Below are 22341 nucleotides of genomic sequence, written 5' to 3'. Positions count from 1 at the left end.
TTTTTATTGTCAATAAAACATCAAAAATCTTTATGACTTATTGCTAAAATCTATAATATTATCCGACATTATATAGTTAATGATTATAAAATTAATAAAGAAAAAAAGTTAATTTTGTAGGTATTAACGGGCCCCGTAGTTCAACGGATAGAATAGATGTTTCCTAAACATTTGATAGCAGTTCGATTCTGCTCGGGGCTACTGAATGGCTAACTTTATTAGTTGGCCTTTTTATTTACTCATAATCTCCGTTTTCTAAACAAATCTCTTGTTTTTGGGTTAAATCTATAGGAGCAAAGCGTAAATCATGACACACAAAATAGCCTCTCTTAAAGAACTTCAAGAAAGCGGTAAGAATATCCATAGACTCCCCTTCTCTATTCGGATCTTATTAGAAAACGTTTTACGGAACCATGATGGCTTCGCTATAACGGACGATCACCTTGACACCCTGGTTAACTGGGATGCCGCCGGTACGGACAAAGATATCCCTTTCAAGCCGGCGCGGGTATTGATGCAAGACTTTACGGGTGTACCAGCTGTCGTTGACATTACCTCTATCAGGGCAGAGTTTGTCCGAAAAGGCGGAGATGGTACTAAGATCAATCCGGCTATTCCAGTTGATCTTGTCATCGATCATTCTGTACAGGTAGATTATTTTGGAACAGATTATTCCTATCAGGAAAATGTGAAATTAGAATACGAGCGCAACGCGGAACGATATCAGTTATTGAAATGGGCCCAACAAGGCTTGGCGAATTTAACCGTCGTGCCGCCCGGAATGGGTATCTGTCATCAGGTCAACTTGGAATATTTGGCAAAAGGTGTGGTAAAACGCGACGGCTGGGCTTTCCCTGACACGTTGGTTGGAACGGACTCGCATACACCTATGATTAATGGTATTGGCGTTCTTGGTTGGGGTGTCGGCGGTATCGAAGCCGAAGCCGCGATGTTGGGCCAACCCATATATTTTACGTGTCCGCAGGTTATTGGGCTTAAACTTACTGGAGAGATTCCTGCAGGGTGTACCGCTACCGACATGGTGCTGTCAATAACCAAAATATTAAGGGATACCGGCGTGGTCGGTAAATTCGTGGAGGTATTTGGTGATGGTTTAGATAAATTGACGGTTACCGATCGCGCAACCATATCCAACATGTCTCCGGAATTTGGGTGTACCGTAACCTATTTTCCTATAGATGATCAAACGCTGGACTACATGGAGCGTACCAATCGATCGTCCGAACAAATTAACTTAGTAAGGGAGTACTGTCAGGAAAATATGCTTTGGCGGACAGGAAGCGAAGATATTGAATATTCCAGAATCGTGGAGTTGGATCTCAGTACCCTAGAACCAACTGTTGCCGGGCCAAAAAGACCGCAGGATAAAATTTTAGTAAACGAGCTCCATGCGTCGTTCAAAACAATTCTCGACAAGGATTTCCAACGAAACTACGTAGCGTTTGACGACCGCAGGGAGCATGCTTGGCTAAATGAAGGTGGATCGGGGACCCAATATGTTCAGAAGGCGACGGATGAGCATAGAGAAACCCTAGCAATAGAAACCGACGATCTCCGTAGCGTGAAAATCAAGTTAAAAAATGGCGAATACCGTTTAAGCGATGGTAGCATTGTCATTGCGGCAATTACCAGCTGCACCAATACATCCAACCCCAGTGTCATGATAGGCGCAGGTCTGGTAGCGAAGAAGGCAGTGGAAAAAGGGCTTCGCACAAGGTCGTGGGTGAAAACAAGTTTGGCACCTGGCTCTAAGGTTGTCACAAAATATTTGGAACGTTCTGGCTTAGCCACCGATTTGGAAGCGTTGCGGTTCCATACGGTGGGTTACGGATGCACGTCGTGTATCGGCAATAGTGGGCCATTGCCTACACATATTGCCGAAGCGATCGATAAGAGTGAAATGGTCGTGGCGTCTGTACTTTCTGGAAACAGAAATTTTGAAGCGCGTGTGCACCCGCAGGTGAAAATGAATTTTTTAATGTCTCCTATGTTGGTTGTCGCTTATGCCCTTATCGGCCGCGTTGATGTAAATCTTATGGAAGATCCGCTATCCTACGACCCGAATGGGAACGCGGTTTATTTAAAGGATATCTGGCCGACGCCGGACGAAATCAACCGTACGATCAAAGAAGCGATGCGGAAAGAGGATTTTAAAGAGGTGTATGATGTCATCTTTGACGGCGACGAAGAGTGGAAAAAACTCGAAGCGCCCGAAGGTGAGGAATTTATTTGGGACAACGATTCTACGTATATCCGGGAAGTTCCCTTCTTTAATGACCTATCGACCGAGCCGTTACCCCCTACCGAAATCGAACGCGCGCGCGTTCTGCTGTATCTAGGCGATTCTGTGACAACCGATCACATTTCACCGGCGGGCTCTTTCAATGAGGAGAGTGCGGCAGGAAAATATCTTTTGAGCAAAGGGATCGAAAAGAAAGACTTTAATTCATACGGCTCTCGACGAGGGAATCACGAGGTCATGATGCGAGGAACGTTTGCTAACGTACGCATCCGAAACAAGATTACAGATCGGGAAGGCGGCTATTCGGTATATTTTCCAACGAACGAAACCCTGACCGTCTATGATACGGCGATGAAATATAAAGTAGATGGTACGCCATTGGTTGTTCTGGCCGGTAAGGACTACGGAAGCGGTTCCTCAAGGGACTGGGCGGCAAAAGGCTCAAGTTTATTGGGGGTTCGCGCTGTAATCGCGGAAAGCTTTGAAAGAATCCATAGAAGCAATCTGGTAGGAATGGGCATACTTCCCATAGAGTTTCCTCGCGGAGAAAGCGCCGAGTCATTGGGATTGACCGGAGAGGAAGAGATCAGCATAACCGGTCTTGCGAGCGATTTGAAGCCGTTTAAGATGATAAAAGTACGCGCAACTAAAGCATCCGGAGAAGTGATTGAGTTTGATGCCAGGGCAAGACTGGACTCGGCGATCGATGTAGCATACTTTAAGCATGGCGGCATTCTCCAATATGTTTTAAGAAGTTATTTAAGCCGCTAAATTAACCTTATCGAATATTTTATATGCTGTCGTTTGGTTCAAATCGTTACGAACAGCTGTCCTGTACTGTCCTGCAAACGTTGCCGGCAACGTTTGCGTGATTTTTTATTTCTATTTATTCTGTTTTACTACCTGCATTACCTTATAATTGCAATAGGATATTAACGCTAACAAGATATAAGCATACGTTTTCAAATAGGAGAACTTGATGTTTAGACCAATTGAATCTGTTTAAAATCCAAAAAAGAAATACAAGTATCATAATCAAAAAGAGATTATCGTTCTTATTATTATGCAACCAGTTTAAATCATTTATTCAAATTATTATGAGGATATTAAAAGCTTTAATGCTGATGTTCTTCTTCGCTCAAGGGGTTTTTGCACAGGAGCGAACTATTACGGGTACGGTTTCTGATCAGGACCAAAGGCCGTTGCCTGGGGTGACGGTAAAGGTGAGAGGAACAAACCAAGAAACCAGTACCGACGATAACGGAAATTTTTCCATCTCTGTTTCGTCAAATAACCAAGCTTTGGTATTTACGTCGATCGGCTATACTGAACAAGAGCGCATAGTTTCGTCAGGCGATAGGGTTTCTGTCACTTTAGAAGCAGACGCCTCGGGACTAGAGGAAGTTGTTGTTATCGGCTATGGAACGGTGAGAAGAAAGGACCTCACGGGGGCAGTTGCATCCGTGGATGCAAAAACCATTACTGCCGCGCCAGTTTCCTCGGCTTTGGAAGCTATACAGGGTCGTGTGGCTGGTTTGAATATAAATACGACCGAAGGCTCGCCAGATGCAGAGCTGACCGTCCGGGTGCGTGGTGGGGGCTCTATCACGCAAGACAACTCACCCTTGTATATTGTCGATGGTTTTCCAGTTAGCTCGATTGCGGACATTGCACCACAGGACATTGAGTCTATCGACATTTTAAAAGATGCATCATCCACGGCGATATATGGTGCCCGCGGTGCAAATGGCGTAATCCTTGTCACCACCAAAGGTGGCACCTCGGGGAAAACCGCAATTAGCTTCAACGCGTTTACCGGTTCTCGGAATCTGGCTAACAAACTTGAAGTGTTATCCCCGTTAGATTATGTTACTTGGCAATACGAACATTCGCTTTTAGCAAACAAACCTGAAAATTACACCAAATATTTTGGAAATTATCAGGATATTGACCTTTACGCTAACGTCGAGCCGAATGATTGGCAAGAGATTATATTTGGAAGAACAGGAACAACCTATAATCAAAACCTGAACCTCAGTGGAGGTGGAGAGAAAACTCGGTTTAGTGTAAGCCATAGCTTTGTAAAGGACCGCGCGATTATGCAGATGTCTGATTTCCAACGGCACAATGCGAATTTTAAGTTGAACCATAAGTTATACGATGGCTTAACATTGGATATCGGCGCACGCTATTCGGACACACAGGTTAATGGAGGAGGTATGAATGAGCAAAATGAGGTCTCTTCGGCCGATTCTCGATTGAAGTACTCCATGTTATATCCGCCTTTTCCAGTAGCGGGCCTAACGACGACAACAGAAACAGATGACGATTTTAATCTTTACAGTCCAATTGTGGCTATTTCCGATAACGATCAGTATTACAGACGGAAAACGATAAACTTAAATGCAGCTCTCTCCTATCAGGTGCTATCGAACCTGCGTTTGCGTTCCGAATTTGGCTACGACAATTACCGGAACGATCAGGATCGGTTTTACGGCGGCACGACCTATTATGTGCGTAATGTTCCTGCAGCAGACTATCAGGATAAGCCAGCACTCATCTTAACCAATACGAACCGCAATAGTTGGCGAAATACGAATACGGCTACCTACACCCTGGATGATATGATCGGCGATGACCATAAGTTGAATATGATGGTTGGCCAAGAATATATATTTACCGAGAATCAGGTGTTGACTAATGCTATTCACAATTTTCCCGAATCTTTCTCTTTTGAAGATGCGCGGAAATTGACAACACAAGGCGTTCCCAATTCCGTGGATAATAATTTCTCTCCGGATGTAAAGCTTTTGTCTTTCTTCGGACGTGCTAATTACGATTTCCGAGGGAAATACTTGTTGAGCGCTACCTTCCGGGCAGATGGCTCATCAAAATTCTCCCAGGACAACTGGTGGGGTTATTTTCCCTCTATATCGGGTGCTTGGCGTCTGTCTGACGAGGAATTCCTGTCAGATGCGAAAAGCTGGCTAACCGACATGAAACTTCGGGCGAGTTACGGATCGGCGGGAAATGACCGTATTCCTCCCGGCTTGCTTGTACAGACCTTTAATAACTCGACAACGAACTGGGTGAATGGTTATGATAACTATTGGGCGGCCTCCAAGACGATGGCGAATCCAGATCTGAAATGGGAAACAACGGTTACCCGTAATATAGGTTTGGACTTTACGTTGTGGAGTGGCCGCTTGAGTGGGACAATAGATGCGTATCACAATAAAACGAAAGACCTGCTTATTGCCTTTCCCGTTGCCGGAACGGGCTACGACGTGCAATACCGTAATTTGGGTAATACGCAAAATAAAGGGTTAGAATTTACTCTGAATGGAAGGCTCGTACAGAAAACAAATTTCGATCTTTCTGTCAATGCGAATATAGCTTTTAACCGAAACAAGGTGTTGAGTTTGGGTGCGATTGACAACATTCCAGGAACCGCGGGTTGGGCATCCACGGCTATCGGAACAGATTATATGGTAGAAGTAGGTGCGCCTATTGGGCAGATGTACGGGTATCAAAGTGCGGGCCGATATGAAGTCGCCGATTTCGATAGGTATGACGCTGCGTCCAACCAATGGATTCTGAAGGACGGTGTAGTGGATGGAAGAGAACTTGTTGGCTTAATTCGTCCCGGTTCGATGAAAATAAACGATCTAGACGGCGATGGCAAAGTTAGCGTTGCGGACCGAACCATCATCGGAAATGCAAATGCATTGCATACTGGCGGTTTTTCGATCACATCTCGGATTTACAATTTTGATCTAGCGACCTATTTTACCTGGAGTTATGGAAATGATATCTACAACGCCAATAAAATTGAATATACATCGACCAGCCAGTATAATTCGCGCAACATGATCGGTGAAGTAGCCAGTGGATCTCGTTGGACAAACCTCCGTCCCGACGGAACGATCAGTAACGATCCGGCGGAATTGGAAGCCATGAATGCAAATACCACCATGTGGTCGCCGTACACGCGCTCATTCACCTTTACGGACTGGGCCGTGGAAGATGGTTCTTTCTTACGTCTCTCGACCGCAACTATTGGATACACGTTACCACAGGCTATTTCTTCGAAACTGAAAATACAGAATCTGAGGATATATGCATCTGGTTACAACCTCTTGTTGTTTACCAATTATAGTGGCTTTGATCCCGAAGTCTCCACACGACGGAGAACATCGCTAACACCGGGTGTAGACTACTCGGCTTATCCGAAAAGCAGATCCTTTGTATTTGGTTTGAATGTGAATTTTTAATTTGAAAACAATGAAGCGAATTATAAACATAGCAGTGCTGGCAGCGGCGGTTATATCGGTGACAGGATGTAAAGATATATTGGAAGCACCGACAAAGTCTTCCTTGGACGAATCGGTTATTTTTTCTTCGCCAAGCTTGGCAGAAGGAATTATTCCGGGAATTATCCAGTCGTTTGGGGAGACGAATTCCTATCGTGGGCGATATCTCGTCTATTACGGTACCAACACCGACGTGGAGGTCCACAACTCTCTCAAGGCAATAGATGACGATAAATCGAGATTGGGGAATTATAATACCAATTTTGATAACGGACAAATGAATACGGACAATAACGCCTATGCAAAATTCTATGAAGGAATTGAACGGGCGAATATGGCGATACGGGGTTTACGTACCTATGGCGAAGTCGAGACGAATGCACAGATGGCGCAGATTTTGGGTGAAGTGCTCGTTCTTCGGGCAGTATTGTATAACGATTTAATTAAAGGATGGGGCGATGTCCCAGCACGATTTGAGCCTATAAACTCGGAAACGACGTATCTGCCGCGGGCAGACCGGGATACGATCTATAAACAATTATTGGCGGATTTAGACGAAGCGGCGAGTTTATTACCTTGGCCGAATGAATCGTCTAAAACCTCTTCTGTAGAGCGTGCGAGCAAAGCATTTGCCAAAGGCCTTCGTGCTCGTTTAGCATTAGCTGCAGGAGGATATGCACAACGGTTAGACGGAACGGTGCGGTTAAGTCTAGATCCGGATCTCTCCAACGAAAAAATGTATGCGTTGGTTAAACAAGAATGTTTGGACATCATCAACAGTAATACACAGCAACTATTAGGGTTTGAAGAAGTTTTCCGTCGTTTTAATCAAGAAAATCTAGCAGCAGGTGGTGAGTCCATGTGGGAGATTCCTTTTAGTGAAGGACGGGGTCGGGTCATTTTTGATTTAGGTGTCAGACATTTAAAGACGAGTCAATATACGGGCCAAAACCGTGGAGGTACCGTAGGACCAAATCCAATTATGCTGTACGAATTTGACAAAGACGATGCACGACGTTTTGTATCTGTCGTTCCCTATGAGTGGGATCGCGCGGGGGATATGGCCGATGCTGGCGCATTCCAAGTACCTTCTTCACTGGGGCGCTTATATTTCGGTAAATATCGGTACGAATGGATGGGACGACGTGTTACCTCGACAAATGACGACGGTTTAAACTGGATGTATATGCGTTATGCCGACGTGGTGTTGATGGCTGCCGAAGCTGTTAACGAGCTGGATGGTCCACAAGCGGCCGCACCTTATTTGAAAATGATATTGGATCGGGCTTTCCCAACAAATGCTACAAAAGCGGAGAATCTTCTTGCCGAAGCAACGGTGTCGAAAACAGCATTCTTTAATGCTATTGTTGATCAGCGCGCGTTAGAGTTTACAGGAGAGATGTTGCGTAAAGGGGATCTCATCCGTTGGAACTTGCTCGGCACCAAACTTGCTGAGGCTAAAGAAAAGCTGGAGCAATTGGAAAATCGGACAGGAAAATATGCGAACCTTCCTGAAAAGATTTATTACCAAACCAATGAGGATGACGAAACGATTACCATTTACGGTTTAAACTTTGGAGACACCGATGCCGAAGGTGTGGCATTGAATTACGGAGAGAGCAAAACTTGGACAATGGTCGGTAGCAGTGACGCCAATACATTATGGGATGCATTGGTTTACCTAGGTAAAGATCCGAATAAACAGCAGTATTGGCCTATATGGCAGTTTTTTATCGAAAACTCCAACGGTTTATTGAATAACGATCATTTAAATTAACCTTTTAAGACGTTGAAATCATGAAATGTAAATATATCATATGGTTTTCCGCAATGATAGTAGGATTAGGTTTATCCTCCTGTAAAGAAAACCTCTTGCAAGAAATTACAGAACTGAATCTCGATCGAGCGCTGTCGCCGACGGAATTAACCGCCCAGATAGTGGACCGCACAAATGTCCGGTTGAATTGGAGGCGTGTAAGCAATGCGGAATCCTATAACATAGAAATTTTCGATAATGCACAATTTTCGGGAACGGCAGCTGCAACAGCTGACGGTGTTACGATGGACCAGCTTCCGTATACCATTTCCGGGCTGGAAGGGGAGACAATTTATTATGTTCGTGTACAGGCTATTGGCGAAGCCATAAACGAATCTAAGTGGATCAGTGCGACCTTTACGACAGATACCGAACAGATTTTTAATGAAATTGACGCCGAGACACTTACAGCAGAATCCGTTACCCTTAGTTGGCCATCGGGAGAAATGGCAACAGAAATTATCTTAACACCGGGAGACATCCGCCATACGGTGACACCAGCAGAAGTGGACGCCGGTTCTGTCACGATTACAGGCCTATTTAGCGATGAAACCTACACGGCGACACTTAAAAATGGCGAGAAGACACGTGGCACTATTTCCTTTACCACCTTACTGGGCGAAGGAGTGATCAAAATTTCACCAGAAGAGGATTTAGCTGCGGTTGTTGCAGCAGCGGAGGAAGGTGCTATATTAGCCTTAGAGCCTGGAGCATATATTGTAAACGATGACTTGACAATCAAAAAAACAATTACACTGCAGGGGTATAAACCTAACGATAAACCCGTTATACAAGGAGCTATTTTGCGGATTTCCAATAATGCGGGATTGACACTGAAAGATTTGGTTCTTGACGCGACGGGCGGTGCGTCAGATCAGACGGTCATATACAATGATGACGACCTACAAAGCCCATATGGCGATTTTGTGATGCAAGATTGTGAAGTGAAAAATTATGTAAAAGGCATATTCTACGCAAGTAAGAAGGCAAGGGTATTATCGGTAACCTTTAGAAATAACGTCATCCATAATATTGAATGCGACGGTGGCGATTTTATTGACTTCAGACACGGCATGGCCGATAAACTTGATTTTGTAAATAACACCGTCTATAATAGTGCTGCTGCCCGAGATCTATTCCGTATGGATAGTGATGGGTCTACAAATTTCCCCGGCGTGTCTAGTCAGGTTACTATTAGCCAAAACACGTTCTATAATGTCGTTAGCAACAACTCAAGGCGGTATCTATATATTCGCCATGCAAACCATAGCATATCGTTCACAAAGAACCTAATTGTTGGAAGCGAAGGTTATTATACGAATCAAGGAGCGACTACTATCACCGCGCTGTCGGGAAATAATTATCATAACGCACCAAATTTCACAGCAAGTTCAGTATCGAACGCGCAAAATGACACCGGGAATTATACATCCTTAAACCCTGAATTCACGAATCCAGAAGAAGGAGACTTCACGGTGAATAACTTGGATTTGAAATTAAATGGCGTTGGTGCCGCGCGTTGGAGATAAACGACACTTTTTGTACAGAGTCCCGTGTCGCGGTTTTCGACACGGCTCTCTCTTAGTTCTTATTATGATAATTAAAATCAACGTCCGGGTGAAGAGTATAGCTCTTACCTTAGTATGCTTCTACTCGTTATGGGTTTTAACGGGGTGTGGCAAAGATATCAAAGACGAGGTTGGCGAAGTACTTCTTCCGCCTAGCAATTTTGTTGTCCAAGCGGATGCGCGATCGGCTATATTTGAATGGGACGCTGTCGATAAAGCGGATGGTTATTTTCTGGAAATCGGTACGAACAGCTCCTTTTCAGAGGTTGTGGCTAAAACCGATACAACACAGCAGACTAAGGTGCAATTTAGTGGATTAGCGCCGGCGACGGTTTACTATGCCCGCTTGCGCGCCATCCATAAGATCAATCCGTCTTTTACCTCCAACAGACTCGTGGAAACTTTTACCACGACAGAAGAGGAACAGCCCGAACCTGCTCTTGCATTTCCGGGGGCCGAGGGTTATGGCAAAATGACGACAGGTGGTCGTGGAGGTAGGGTTATTAAGGTGACCAATCTAAACGATGCCGGAACGGGAAGCTTACGGGCAGCGGTCGAAGCCTCTGGACCGCGTATTGTGGTCTTCGAGGTGTCCGGAAATATTAAATTGACGCGGCGGCTGAATATCAATAATGGCGACCTTACCATTGCCGGTCAGACAGCGCCCGGCGATGGCATCTGTATTCAGGACTATGAAATGACGGTCGCTGCTGACAATGTGATTGTGCGATTCATGCGCTTCCGAATGGGCGACTTGACTCAAAATGAACAGGATGCTTTGTGGGGACGCTATCAGCAGAATGTTATTATTGATCACTGCTCCATGAGCTGGTCTATCGATGAGTGTTCTTCATTTTATGCGAATCAGGATTTTACTATGCAGTGGTGCATTCTATCGGAAAGCCTGAATCAATCTTTTCACAATAAAAACGATCACGGTTACGGCGCTATCTGGGGCGGCAATAGAGCCACGTTTCACCATAATTTGATTGCGCACCATAACAGTCGGAATCCACGCTTCGATGGCGGTAACCGTCCGGGCACCGGTGGCATGAGCCCTGTTGGCAAAGATCAAGTAGACTATCGCAATAATGTTATTTATAACTGGGGCGCCAACTCCGCTTATGGAGGAGAAAACGGGGCGTACAATATGGTAAACAATTATTATAAGCCGGGACCGGGCACACGTAATAATCCACGTCGGATTATGCAGGTTTCTAATGAGAGTTCTGCTGAATACGCGCCTGGGCATGGTGTGTTTTTTATTGAAGGAAATTATATGTGGAATCATGACGGCGTCACCCAAAACAATTGGGCTGGGGTAGACTTAAGTGGAGGTGTTGCGCAAGCAGCTGTGCAGGCTGAACAGCCCTTTCCACACCTAGCGTTATCAGTAGAACATACTGCCGAACAAGCTTTCGATGTTGTGTTGGAGAAGGCAGGGGCTTCCTATAAACGTGATGCCGTAGACGCGCGTGTGGTGCAAGAGGTGCGTGATGGCACAGCAACCTACAGCGGCTCGAAAACGGGCTATGCGGGCATCATCGACTCACAGACGGATGTGGGTGGCTGGCCCATGCTGGAACAGGCTACACCCCCAACAGATACCGACGGAGACGGCATGCCTGATGCGTGGGAAATTGCGAATAATCTCAATCCCAATGTACCGGATGCTAATGGAAGAGATTTAAGTGAGGTGTATGATAATATCGAGGTGTATTTCAATAGCTTGGTGAACGGGTTATATTAAAATCCAATTCCGAAACTATTTCCCCTTTAATCCGTTCATACCATATAATCAAAAAAGAAGAATGTTATGAAAGCGATAAGACACTTAAAGGATTTAATAGAGATCAACAATGATCGTACACTAGGGTTTAGAAAAGCATTGGAAGATTTAGAGCCTGTAAATGCGGACCTTAATCACATCTTCACAGAGTCGGCAGCACAAAGCGAACGTTTTGCGCAAGAACTTACTGTTTTAGCCGACCAACATGGTACCGACGTGGATGAAGATGATGAGAGCGTGGCGGGAGCGCTACATCGCGCTTGGATAGATGTAAAAGCACTATTTGGAGGGAAAGATCGGAAAAGCATTTTAGAAGAAGCAGAACGTGGTGAAGACGCTATCAAGGCCGCTTATAAAAAGGTGATGGACAGTGGTGATTTGAGTGGGCAGACATTGGAAACAGTACTGGACCAGGCTGCGCAGATCAGAGTCTCCCACGACAGAATTAAAGCGCTACGCGACAGCGCCGAATAGTTTTTATAAAGAAAAATAATAATCACGCGCTATAGCGTATGGACAGTGCAAACGTTGCCGATAACGTTTGCACTGTTTTTTTATATTATTTCTTATGTGTTTACTTATCAAATACTTATTTTGTAAAAGCATATTAATTAAACCGAATAAAGATATAAACCTTGTTCAGATGAAGAAGTTAATCACAACGATATTTTCTATTTTTTTAGCGCTACAAACTTTTGGTCAAAAAACCTATGTTCAGATGGCAGACTCGGAGATGAAGCGTAATCCTGAAGCGTGGATGCTTGATTTTTCAAAAACGTTGAAATGGAACTATTGCCATGGTTTGGTGATGCAGTCTATATTACAAGTTTATGATAAGACGGATAATCCTAAATATTACGAATATGTGTATGATTATGCCGATACGATGGTGAATACCGATGGAACGATTAAGACCTACAGACCGCTGGAATATAACATAGACCGCGTTAATACCGGCAAAATTCTCTTCCCTATCTTAGCAAGGACGAAAGAGAAAAGGTTTAAAATCGCCTTGGACCTTCAACGAGAACAGATGCGCACGCATCCTCGTACAGAGGATGGAAGCTTTTGGCATAAAAAAGTCTATCCGCATCAAGTATGGCTGGATGGGTTATATATGGCCGGACCTTTTTTGGCGCAATATGCAAAAGAAAATAACGAAGAAGCGTTATTTGATGATGTCGCTCTACAGATTGTGGACGTTCGGAAATATTTGTATGACTCTAAAACAGGCCTGTATTTTCATGGTTGGGACGAAAGCAAGCAACAGCGTTGGGCAGATCCGGAAACGGGTTTATCCCCTCATTTTTGGTCGCGTAGTATAGGCTGGTATATGATGGCTATTGTGGACGTTTTGGATTTTTTACCAGAAGATCATAAAGATCGGCCAGCCATTATTAACATCCTACAGGAATTATCCGCCTCGATCGATAATTTCAGAGATCCGGAAACGGGAATGTGGTATCAAGTCACCGATTTAGGAGGGCGAGAAGGAAATTATCTGGAATCAACGGGCTCCATTATGTTTATTTATACGTGGATCAAAGGCGCGCAAAAAGGCTATTTGGATGAGGGGTATTTAAAAAAAGGAGAACAGGCATATGATCAGTATTTAAAACGGTTCGTCAAGACAGAAGCAGACGGCTCTTTATCGATCACCGATTGTTGTTCGGTGGCCGGATTGGGCGGTGAAAAGAACTATCGGGATGGAAGCTTTGCGTACTATATTTCCGAGCCGATCCGCGATAATGACCCTAAAGCCATTGGACCTTTTATTATGACGAGTGTACTGCTGGATCGGTAGGATTAGTTATCTTTATAAGTATAACTAAGCTTATTAATATATGGTTGATTGTAGAGTCTTTATCGTATTCTTTCTAATTCAGTTTGCTGTCTTCCCAGCAATAGCGCAATCCGATTTTTCAACGCATATCAGCTATGAAAGCTTATTGGCGAAAGCGAAGGAACAAGATAAGCTTATGTTCTTTGTGGTGCATCAGCGTAGCGCGCAGTTTTCTCCCTATGATCGTTTAACGGTATCAAAGAAAACGAAAGATTTCCTCCGGGAGGCTTTCGTTTCGGGCATAGTACGGGTTGCACAAGATGATTTCAACCATCCCCTATCGAAGACGTATCATCTCCCCACGCCTATATATCTCTTTACCGATAAAGATGGCTATCCGCTATTGCGCTATAACAAGCAAATCAAACAGGAAGATACCTTGCTGAAACTGATTGACTCTGCAAAAACCATTGCGGCAGGTGAGACGATGGGAAAGCTAATACAGCAATATAAAAAAGGCTTCCGCAACCAATCGTTGTTACGGAAGTTACTGAAACAATACTATATTTTTGATCAGTATACCAATCAGCAGGTATTGAATGATTATCTCTCCGGGCTTACGGTGCAGGAATTGAATAATTTTGAAACGGTGGTATTTCTGTTGCGTTGCGGACCGTCATATGATAGCCCGACTTATCAATTAGCTTATACCAACCGCAAGATGGTGGATAGTCTGTACGCGACCTTGCCCCTCCCCACGCGCAAAGAGATAAACGGACGCATACAGCGTCAAACCTTTCGGGAGGCATTGGATAAAAAGAACTTTGCTTTGGCCCAAAACTTAGGAAACCGCGTTGCGAATACTTGGCAGTCACATCATCTACGGGGTAATATGGCTCGAAGCTATTATCCGATGAAGTATTTGCAGTTTTCTCGGGATACCGTGCTGTACTGCTCCTACGCACGGAATTATTACAACACTTATTTCTATCGCCTAGACCAGGATTCCTTAGCGAAATTGGACTACGCCAACAACAAAAATGTGCCTATTGCGAGAAGAGGATTCGTTTTGGACAGCCTCGAAAATCTACGTTTCCAGAACTGGTTGGATAAGCAGCGACCACGGTACGTAAAAGTCCAGGTGGATCGTTTAAATTATGGGGCGAATCAACTACTGAGCTATGGGAAAGATGATCCGGAGACATTATTCGACGGCATCCGTTGGATGCGTAAATCCATTGCGTTGCTCCCAGATCGCGGACAATCGCACTACATCCTCGCAAAATTGCTATATCAAGTCGGTTTTTACGCAGAAGCAGAGGCTGCGCAGCGGCGTGCAGTTGAGCTGTATAAACCGCAGCGACATTACTACAAGCGGATGCAAGATGTATGGAAACAGATGGTGAACCGCTCGTGGGACGGAATCTAAATTTATACTTTTACTGTGGGGGACGCGGACCGCTATTTAATGTAATCGGTAGTGTGTAGGCCACACGGACCGGAACGCCCCGTTGATAGCCCGGCGACCATTTTGCTGACTTTTTGAGCATTTCAATACCCGCGTCTGCGGTGCCGTATCCCAGATCATTTACGATTTCAAAATCTGTTGGATTACCCGCTGTATCAACCACAAAACGAAGGATGACTTGCCCTTTTACACGGGCCCGAACAGCTTCTTTTGGATAACGATAATGCTGCGCCGCAAATCGCCTAAGATTTTCTACACCGCCTGGGTACTCTGGCTGGACATCTCTTTCCTTGTAAGGAAGCGTTGTTCCGATGCTATCGGTGCTAACGCCTCGGGTAACGATTCCTTTCTCGTACCATTCCTCAAAGCGGTATTTCCCTTTTCGAAACGACCCCTCCCAGCGACCTTCCCGTAGGCCTTCTCTGTACATTCCTTGTTCAAAATCGATGCCGTTGTCGTGGGGAAGCACGATGTTGCCATTGCCATCCTGCACTTGTATGCTACCTGTGGAGTCCGCGTAGTAGAGCAAGTGCTTATTTGTCCCATCCCATGCTGGTCGCTTCTGTCCTTCTTGTGGTTTTAAATAGACCTTTATTTCTTTTAAAGTGCCGCTTTCGTAGTAGCGATGGGCCGTATCAATCCGCTTATTGTCGGAATAATAGGTGGTCGCCTCCAGCGATCCGCTATCATAATAGGTCTCAACCAAGCCTTCCAGGCGCAGTCGCATAGGGTCAAGTGTCTTTACCCAACCATGGCGCTTCAAGTTGCCGTTTTGATAATAGTCATTAAGTTCATATAGTCCCTGCTCGTTTGGTTTGATGCGTAGTATGCTGGTATATTCTGCTGAGTCCTTGTGTACGGTACGACCGCCGTTTTTGGTTACATAGGATACAATCGTTTCCTGCGCTCTGGAAAGGGGGGCTGAAAAGAGGTACAATAATAACAATGCAAATTTATAAGAATCGGTTTTCAGAAGCTTCATATCGTGTAATCTATGTATGCTGGTTTTTCATTAAAAATAGAAAAAATAATTGTATAAAGAGATAGGGGCCCAAATAATTATGAAGTTAATCATCTTTTTGTATTTTCCACATCGTGTTTGTCACATATGCACAAGCTCCGATTCCGAGATACCGTTTGAAAAGCAATCCTACTTTTATCAATTTTTAGTATTCTTTTATCAATTTTTGGTACTTGCCTTTTCTTTGCGATCCTATTTTTGTTAAATAATCTATGTATGATAAAAATGTCTTAGTCGAGGAATGCTAAAAATTATAAACATATGAAAAGTCTTTTTATTTTCCTGCTATCTGTTTTTTCTGTTGTATCAGGACTTGCACAGCATCACATTCCAGCTTTTCCGGGAGCCGAAGGTTTTGGACGCTATGCTACCGGTGGACGGGGAGGATCAGTGTATCACGTAACCACGCTGGAAGACGGTGACGAACCGGGTACATTCCGCCATGCTGTCTCTCAGAAGGGTGCGCGCACAGTGGTATTTGATGTGGCAGGAACTATTTTTCTGAACAGCCGCCTGAATATCGTCAACGGCAATTTGACTATTGCCGGACAAACCGCGCCCGGACAAGGGGTTTGTATTGCACGTCACCCGGTATCCGTTAGCGCAGATAACGTAATTATTCGTTACATGCGTTTTCGCGTAGGTAATGAAGGAGGTGGAGAGCCGGACGGATTAGGAGGTTCAAAAAACCGGAATATCATCATCGACCATTGTTCCATCAGCTGGTCGGTTGATGAAACTTGTACATTCTATGGTGGCGAAAAGGTAACGGTACAATGGTGCCTGATTTCAGAGAGCCTTCGTACAGCCGGACACGCTAAGGGAAAACATGGTTATGGAGCCATTGTCGGCGGACACCGGTCTTCATTTCATCATAATCTGATGGCTCATCACGAAAGCCGCATGCCGCGTTTGGGGCCTCATGTTTCGACACAGGAACGCGAATATGTGGATATGCGAAACAATGTGTTTTATAACTGGGCGGGAGCCGGATGTTACGGTGGCGAGGGAATGCAGGTGAACATTGTAAACAATTATTACAAGCCTGGCCCTGCAACACCGAAGAACAGCCGTGTCCGTTACCGTATTGCCGCTATCGGGGTGCGTACTTCCGAATATGTGACCGGAAAGAACGGTCAACCCAACGCATGGAAACCGATGGAACATATTTGGGGACGCTATTATGTAGACGGAAATGTGGTGGAAGGAGATAAGAAAACAACGAAAAATAACTGGCCAAAAGGAATCTACGAGCAAATTGACAATAGAAGTGATAACACGTTTACGGAACAGGTGAAAAAAGATATATGCCTCTCCACACCGTTGGAGACGGGGATTGTTACCACCCATACCGCTCAAGAAGCGTATCATTTGGTTTTGCAACATGCGGGCTGTTCAAAGCAACGCGATATTATTGATCTACGAATTGTTGAGGAAACGAAAAACGGAACAGCGACATATTTCGGTAGCATTTCTTCAGATGCTAAAAATTATCCCGGACTTATAGACGTTCCCGATGATGTAAAGTCTATAGGCGCAGCGAGTGCATGGCCCGATCTGAGCGATAGTGGGGTTAACCCCAAATTTGTGAAAGATACTGACGGCGATGGGATGCCAGATTGGTGGGAAAGAGAGAAAGGATTGGATCCCAATCATGCCTCCGACGGAAGAGCCGTTACATTGTGCAAAACGGGATACACCAATCTTGAGGTGTATCTGAATGGTTTGGTAGCAGAGATTACACAGAAACAAAACAGGGAAAATCTCTAAAAAAGGCAAGGTCCCCATTTTGTACATGTACATTGACCCGTTGCGCATGTACTTAGTGGCTATGTACAGTGACTTAATCATTAAGTCACTGTAGTTGTCGGCTTTGTACGGTTACATAACCTATTTGTTGCCTGACATAACGACAATGTCCCTTTGATGATCGATGACTGTACGGTACTTATCAAACATGTCACGTGTGTGAACGACGATATTCGTGTATTTAACGGTGAAGTCACGGAACATAATCAACAGCGCACGTGACATATCGGCTTTGTTCTGGTACAAAACAGATATGTCACGTGCAGGCATTCACATGTACATGTACATAGGTACAGCAAAGAAGTGCTTTTTCCTTTTCCCGTATTGATTTCGATTAACGTTGAATCACAAATGCATAACGCTCACCTGCCTTCGTATCAAACTCTACCAGTTTTGTCTTTGGTACCGTAAAACCTTTTAAGCTTGCTTTTTCTGATTTTAGTGGAGCTTTAATTTCGCGCACCTGAAAAAATGGATTAGCATTCTCTCCTTGAGCAGTAGGGAGTTCCACATTTCCTTTCAAATTTGTTGCTTCTGCCAAACGAAGACGGCAGTTTCCACCTGATTTGGAGTGAACCGATAAGCTTGTTAGTATTCCGTTATCCCATGCCATATCGATCTCAAATCCTCCGCGGGTTTTCAGTCCACTCACACTACCCTTAGGCAAAGCATCAGGTAAGGCCGGTAGAATGAAAATATTCCCGTCATAAGACTGTACCAACATTTCTGCAATACCAGACGTACAGCCGAAATTCCCGTCAATTTGGAAAGGGGGGTGTGCATCTAATAAATTCGGATAAGTACCCCCACCTTGCCCGTTCTCTCCAAGAGGAGGACTTAGTTGTTCCTGGATAAGTTTATAGGCTTTGTTACCATCTAGAAGTCTTGCCCACCAGTTCACTTTCCAGCCCATAGACCATCCAGTCGACTTATCGCCCCGGTAAGTTAACGAGTTTACTGCAGCTTCGGTCAGGTCTGGGTGACGGAACGGGGAAATCTGTCCTGCAGGATAAAGGCCATATAAATGCGAAATGTGGCGATGTTTATCCGTTGTTTTATCTAGATCTTCCAACCACTCTTGCAATTGCGTGTGCTGTCCGATCTGCATAGGAGGTAAGCGATCTAAAGCCGTTTTAACAGAGTCGGCTAATGATACATCTTGATTTAAAATTTTAGATGCTTGGATGAAATTATGAAATACATCAAAAATCAATTGATTATCCATCGTTGTTCCTGCGGAAACACCGATACTGCCTGGCAGATAGGAATTTTCGGGCGATATGGAAGGGCTGACGACCAACCATCTCCCCGAACGGTCTTCGTGCAGGATATCCAGATAAAACAGTGCTTTGCCTTTTAGTATATCATAATATTTCTGTAAAAAGGATGTTTGTCCATTGTAGAGGTAATGTTGCCATATATGTTGGCTTAACCAAGCACCTCCCATTGGCCATATACCGTAATAACCACCATCCACAATGCCTGTAATACGCCACAGATCCGTATTATGATGCATATTCCATCCACGGGCACGATACATTTCCCGTGCGCTTTCCCGTCCGGTTACCGACAGATCTTCCAGCATAGAAAATAGTGGCTCGTGCATTTCGGAGAGGTTTGTCACTTCGGCGGGCCAGTAATTCATTTCGGTGTTAATGTTGACGGTGTACTTACTATCCCATGGCGGGGATAGCTTTTCGTTCCAGATTCCTTGGAGGTTGGCTGGTTGTCCACCGGGTTGTGATGAGCTTATGAGTAGGTATCGGCCAAATTGGAAATAAAGGGACACCAATTCCGGATCGTGCGTTGTGGCAAATTCCCGCACACGAACATCGGTTGTCTTATCGGCTTGTGCCGAAGTGCCTAAATCTAATTTAACCCGATTAAAAAAGGTTTGGTATCTTTTGCTGTGTTTCGCTAAGGCCTTATTATATTTTACTTTTAATGCATTGTTCAACGTTGTCTGTGCACGTAGAGCGGGCTGACCGGTTAAATCGTTGTACTTATTAAAGTTCGTACCGATAGAGACATATAAGATCACTTCGTCCGCATTTTTGATTTCGAATTTATCATTATCCGAAGTCAGCTGTCCTCCTTTAAGTATAGGGTGTACGATGCCCTCAAAGTTCACTTTCCCCGTTTTGCTGTCAACTGAACTGCTCGTGCCGGAGAGGTGCATTTGGTTTTTCGTTAAGTTTAAGGCATGCACCTTATGTGGTGTGCTAAGACCAACAGAAAATGATAAGGCATTTTTTTGGGAGGACGTCAAACGGATGATGACCACATCGTCTGTAAAAGACGCAAACACTTCCCGCTGATATTGAATGCCATCAACTCGGTATGATGTACGTGCTACCGCATCCTGAATATCCAGTTCCCGGTGAAAGTCACTATACGTATCGTGTCCTTTAAAATCCAGCCAAAGGCTGCCGAATGTCTGGTAAGGCATACCGTAGTCTAAACCTTCCGGCGCTTGTCTAGGAAAGGTGGCGTTCGACAGATCTTGCGCTTCCCTAGGTTTTCCCTCTGCTAGTAGTTTTCGTATCGCTAAAATATTGTCATGGGTGTTTTTGGGGACGTTATTACCCGGTTCTCCTGCCCATATCGTTTCTTCGTTCAGCTGTATTTGCTCTTTGTCTGGGCCACCGAAAATCATAGCGCCTAGACGACCATTGCCGATGGGTAAAGCTTCATTCCATTCCGTAGCAGGTTTATCATATTTCAGTTTTAAAGGCTGGTTTGCCAGTAGTCCATTATAGGGTACGACAATAAAAGCCACAGTAATAATAAGGACAGTTTTTAGCATTAATTTTCTCATAGTAATACAGGAATTTCTTAATTTACTTTTACAGCATCAGCATGTGCGCCGTAATCGAAAGTTACTTTATTTTTGTCAATAGTTGAATTTTCAAAGGCAATATTTGAGGAATTGGCGCCGTGTACCTCTACATGTTGAGGCTGTTTCTTGTCGACATCCAACTTGTTAAGCGCTATGTCTTTTGCGCTTTCTATGTAAACGATAGGACCTTCACTGGCAGTATGTAGTCGAGCGTTTTCGATTGATATATGCCTTGCATCTTTAATTTCCACCCCTTTATTCACTGTTAGGTTTAAATTCTTCATATGGATATGCTGTACAGGCATTTCTGGCAGCCCACGTACGAAAACACCTACCTTTCCGCCATTACAGCTAACATTTTCAATAAATATATTTCTGATTTGCGGGGTCTCCACTGTTACGGGCGGAATTTCTTGTACTTCGTTTGCCTGTGGCGGTTTAGTCCAGTAATACATATCAAAGAAGATGGCTTCGTCAACAATGTTAGACATGTTTATATTACGAATATGAATGTTTTCTACTATTCCTCCGCGTCCACGTGTTGTTTTAAAACGTATTCCTTTATCGGTTCCCATAAAGGTACAGTCTTCGACAAAAATATCTCGTGCTCCCCCCGACATTTCGCTACCGACGACAAACCCACCATGGCCTAAATATACTTTATTACGGCGAATGATTACTTTCTCTGTGGCGATTCCTCTTTTTCGTCCTTCCTCGTCCTTACCGGACTTAATGCAAATAGCATCATCACCGACGTCTAAAATACAATCTTCAACGAGTACATAAGAACAAGATTCAATATCAATGCCGTCTCCATTTTGGGCGTAATCGGGATTTTTGATCTTGACGCTCCTAACCGTAATATGCTGGCTCATGAGCGGATGCAGGTTCCAGGCGGGGGAGTTTTGGAAGGTAACACCCTCCAACAATACCTTTTCGCAATTCGTTAAAACGAGTAAGTTGGGGCGTAAATAATCTTTAATATCTTCAAAATCCGCTAATGTTTTGCCATCGGTCAGCAAAACAGAACGTTTTTCTTCGTGCGCCAACTTCGTTCTTTCGGAAGGGAACCAAGTTTTGCCGTCCTCGCTGACCAGTCCACCTGAGGCAACCTTATCACGCCATTCTCTTTCCGTTAGCGCATTCTTTCCGACCATACGCCAGGCATCGCCGTTGCCGTCTATAGTACCTTTTCCTGTAATAGCGATATTTTTTAGGTTCCTTCCGCTGATGGGAGACTGGTTTCGGGCAGATGGTTTGCCTTCATAGTTCCCTTCTACAATCTGATACTGATCGAAGTCTGTCGTGAACTGTAGGAAAGCGTTATCGTCTAAATGCAAATTCACATTGCTTTGTAATTCCAGTGGTCCTGAAAGCCAGTATCCAGCGGGAATTAGCACCACACCACCGCCTTTTTCACTACAGGTGATAAGGGCTTCCTGAATACTTTGGGTATTGAGCGTATGACCATCACCCTTAGCTCCAAATTGCTGTATGTCGATGGTGTCTTTCTGAAATTCCGGTTGTTTGACTTGCGGCAGATTATCCCAATGATAGGGGCTTGTGGAGGCCTGTGCCTGCGCGTAATCGATATTGCTTAACATACATAAAACGGTGGCTCTGAGCAAAATCTTCGTTGTGCGGTTAAAAATCATATTTTATCTTTAAAAAT

The 22341-nt window shown here is 44.4% G+C and carries 13 protein-coding genes and 1 tRNA gene; 10 read left to right on the top strand and 4 right to left on the bottom strand.

The window, feature by feature from the left end:
- The first annotated feature begins 129 nt into the window (after nucleotides 1-129).
- The 9 genes from C5749_RS09480 to C5749_RS09440 all read left to right on the top strand — a co-directional run bounded on the left by C5749_RS09480 (nucleotide 130) and on the right by C5749_RS09440 (nucleotide 14961).
- Nucleotides 130-201: transfer RNA gene (locus C5749_RS09480), tRNA-Arg, on the top strand.
- Nucleotides 202-307: 106 nt separating this feature from the next.
- On the top strand, nucleotides 308-3034 hold the full coding sequence (acnA, locus tag C5749_RS09475; RefSeq protein ID WP_181151330.1) for an aconitate hydratase AcnA: 2727 nt from the start codon (nucleotides 308-310) through the stop codon (nucleotides 3032-3034).
- Between the two features lie 326 nt (nucleotides 3035-3360).
- Entirely contained in the window at nucleotides 3361-6537 is a 3177-nt protein-coding gene (locus C5749_RS09470) for a SusC/RagA family TonB-linked outer membrane protein (RefSeq protein WP_105725470.1), read from the top strand.
- Between the two features lie 10 nt (nucleotides 6538-6547).
- Complete coding sequence (locus tag C5749_RS09465; RefSeq protein ID WP_105726972.1) at nucleotides 6548-8353, top strand: RagB/SusD family nutrient uptake outer membrane protein; 1806 nt, start codon at nucleotides 6548-6550, stop codon at nucleotides 8351-8353.
- 20 nt (nucleotides 8354-8373) lie between these two features.
- The gene (locus tag C5749_RS09460) at nucleotides 8374-9921 is read left to right on the top strand and encodes a DUF4957 domain-containing protein (protein WP_105725468.1); all 1548 of its coding nucleotides are present in this window, start codon (nucleotides 8374-8376) and stop codon (nucleotides 9919-9921) included.
- Between the two features lie 88 nt (nucleotides 9922-10009).
- The gene (locus C5749_RS09455; RefSeq protein ID WP_219847959.1) at nucleotides 10010-11710 is read left to right on the top strand and encodes a pectate lyase; all 1701 of its coding nucleotides are present in this window, start codon (nucleotides 10010-10012) and stop codon (nucleotides 11708-11710) included.
- 66 nt (nucleotides 11711-11776) lie between these two features.
- The gene (locus C5749_RS09450) at nucleotides 11777-12223 is read left to right on the top strand and encodes a ferritin-like domain-containing protein (RefSeq protein WP_105725467.1); all 447 of its coding nucleotides are present in this window, start codon (nucleotides 11777-11779) and stop codon (nucleotides 12221-12223) included.
- Nucleotides 12224-12392: 169 nt separating this feature from the next.
- On the top strand, nucleotides 12393-13553 hold the full coding sequence (locus C5749_RS09445) for a glycoside hydrolase family 88/105 protein (RefSeq protein ID WP_105726970.1): 1161 nt from the start codon (nucleotides 12393-12395) through the stop codon (nucleotides 13551-13553).
- Between the two features lie 40 nt (nucleotides 13554-13593).
- On the top strand, nucleotides 13594-14961 hold the full coding sequence (locus C5749_RS09440) for a hypothetical protein (protein WP_105725464.1): 1368 nt from the start codon (nucleotides 13594-13596) through the stop codon (nucleotides 14959-14961).
- Between the two features lie 10 nt (nucleotides 14962-14971).
- On the opposite strand, the gene C5749_RS09435 is transcribed toward C5749_RS09440, so the two are convergent.
- The gene (locus C5749_RS09435) at nucleotides 14972-15982 is read right to left on the bottom strand and encodes an energy transducer TonB (RefSeq protein ID WP_105725462.1); all 1011 of its coding nucleotides are present in this window, start codon (nucleotides 15980-15982) and stop codon (nucleotides 14972-14974) included.
- A 300-nt stretch (nucleotides 15983-16282) separates the two neighbouring features.
- Here C5749_RS09435 and C5749_RS09430 point away from each other — a divergent pair, with 300 nt between their 5' ends.
- Complete coding sequence (locus C5749_RS09430; protein ID WP_219847958.1) at nucleotides 16283-17791, top strand: pectate lyase; 1509 nt, start codon at nucleotides 16283-16285, stop codon at nucleotides 17789-17791.
- A gap of 120 nt (nucleotides 17792-17911) precedes the next feature.
- Here C5749_RS09430 and C5749_RS19640 read toward each other — a convergent pair whose 3' ends face one another.
- The 3 genes from C5749_RS19640 to C5749_RS09415 form a co-directional block, all read right to left on the bottom strand.
- Nucleotides 17912-18055, bottom strand: a complete 144-nt coding sequence (locus C5749_RS19640) for a hypothetical protein (RefSeq protein WP_181151329.1) — start codon at nucleotides 18053-18055, stop codon at nucleotides 17912-17914.
- Between the two features lie 109 nt (nucleotides 18056-18164).
- On the bottom strand, nucleotides 18165-20648 hold the full coding sequence (locus C5749_RS09420) for a glycoside hydrolase family 95 protein (RefSeq protein ID WP_105725458.1): 2484 nt from the start codon (nucleotides 20646-20648) through the stop codon (nucleotides 18165-18167).
- Nucleotides 20649-20665: 17 nt separating this feature from the next.
- Nucleotides 20666-22324: a glycoside hydrolase family 28 protein gene (locus C5749_RS09415; RefSeq protein ID WP_245893690.1), complete on the bottom strand. Its 1659-nt coding sequence runs from the start codon at nucleotides 22322-22324 to the stop codon at nucleotides 20666-20668.
- Between the last annotated feature and the right edge of the window lie 17 nt (nucleotides 22325-22341).

Source organism: Sphingobacterium gobiense, from assembly GCF_002980575.1.
In the GTDB taxonomy this organism is placed as follows: domain Bacteria; phylum Bacteroidota; class Bacteroidia; order Sphingobacteriales; family Sphingobacteriaceae; genus Sphingobacterium; species Sphingobacterium gobiense.
This window is presented reverse-complemented; position numbering and strand designations above follow the sequence as displayed.